The 1,601-nt window shown below is 71.1% G+C and carries 2 protein-coding genes; both read right to left on the bottom strand.

Going from position 1 to position 1,601, the window contains the following annotated elements:
• Nucleotides 1–775: futalosine hydrolase (gene mqnB / locus ACY45C_RS14555; protein WP_462188144.1), on the bottom strand; the 775-nt coding region annotated here is incomplete at its 3' end.
• Between the two features lie 276 nt (nt 776–1,051).
• Nucleotides 1,052–1,501 (bottom strand): hypothetical protein, encoded by a 450-nt coding sequence (locus tag ACY45C_RS14550; protein WP_462188143.1) that lies wholly within the window; start codon nt 1,499–1,501, stop codon nt 1,052–1,054.
• Between the last annotated feature and the right edge of the window lie 100 nt (nt 1,502–1,601).

The raw sequence follows: 1,601 nt of genomic DNA, 5'->3' as shown, positions 1-1,601 counted from the left end.
CCACCGGGACGCCGAAGGCCCGGGCGGCCACCCCGACGGCGTACCCCTCCATCGACTCCGCCACCGGGTCCAGCCGCTCGGTCAGCGCCGTGGCCCGACGTTCGGTGCCCGTCACCGTCGACACGCTGATCACGCTACCCGTGACGATCCGCCGCCCGGTGGCGTCGAGCACCGTGCCCAGGCGGTGGATGAGGTCCGGATCCGGGACCACCGTGGACGAACCGAGCCCGAGATCCTCCAGGCTCAGGAACGACCCCGCGGGGTTCGGCAAGTGGGCGGGGCCGCCGCGGGGTGCCGGCGCGCCGTTGCTGTGGAACCCGAGATTGCGGTCCATCTCGCTGATGCGGCCGATCAGCGGAGCGGGCGGTTCCTCGTCAAGGCCGGACTCCGCGCCGAGGTCGGCGGCGACGATGCGATCGGCGAGGACGATGTCCCCGATCTCCGCCCAGCCGCGAAACCCACCGCCGATCCCCATCGCCACGACCAGGCTGAACGGCTGCCCCGCCGCGCTCGCCACCGACATTGCCACCGCGGTGCCCGCCGCCGCGGCCGGGCCGCCGGTGCCTGCCGCGAGCACCGTCACCGGTCCGCGTCGCCGGCCCACGTAGGGGCCCAGGGTGGAGGTGGTGAGAAGCTGGCGGTCCCATTCGGGGGACACCAGGCTGCCCGGTCCGATGGGGGTTCTGGTCCGGCCGCGCGACCAGCTGCCCATCAGGCCGGCACACACCGCGTCCGCTTCGGCGGTCACTGCGGTCACGATCAGGGTGCGGCTCACGATCAGGTCCGGATCATGATCTGGGGACGTCCTCGTCTGTCGTCGCATACTGTCGGTCGATCCGCCCGAACACCACCGCACCGGACAGCTGGGTAACAGTACGGGGTTTTCGATGGGGTGCAAATCGGACTTGTTGCCGGATCTTAGCATCGCGGACGACGCTGCGTGGTCCCAGTGGGGAGGTATGGCACGCTGCGCGCACGGTGTATCCCCGTTCGGGGGCTGGTGTGCGTGGGTCGTTGGTTCCGGTCCGGCGGCGGAGCGGCCGGCGGTGGGTCAGGGCTTGAAGGTGACCAGGAACGGCCAGCTTCCCGACGCCTGGTCGCTGGAGCTGCCTGCCTCGGGAAGCGCGAACACCACGAGCAGGGCAGGCGTGTTCTTGGCGGGAACGTACCGGTAGTGCGTCTCGTTGATCTTGTCGGTCACCCGCTCCCTGCCCAGGACGAGGAAGTAGCCGCGGTCGGCGACCGACGTCGGCACGTCGATGTTGATGGCGTTTCCGGGCCTGACCGTGATGTGCGGCGGTGATACCGATTTCTGGATCACCGTCCCGTCCCACTCGTACTGCGCGGCGTTCGTCTGCACGAAGTGTCCCCCGGACTCCATGGTCACCAGGGGAGTCGGCCGCTCGCAGCCGCTCAGGCCGAGGCCGACGACGACCGCGGCGGCGGGAGCCACGGCGAGCCGCCGGAACGGGAAACGGCGGAGGAGGTGAGGCGTGCGCACGGTCGGAGGGTATCGCCGCCCGTGCGGTGGCGTCGCTCGTCGCCAGGGCCTTCAGCCCCTGGCCGGTGGGCACGGTGGCCCGGGTCACGTCGCTGGCGTG

Source organism: Frankia sp. CcWB2 (genome assembly GCF_977927585.1).
Note: the sequence above shows the minus strand (reverse complement) of the source record. Positions and strands in the feature narration are given on the sequence as shown.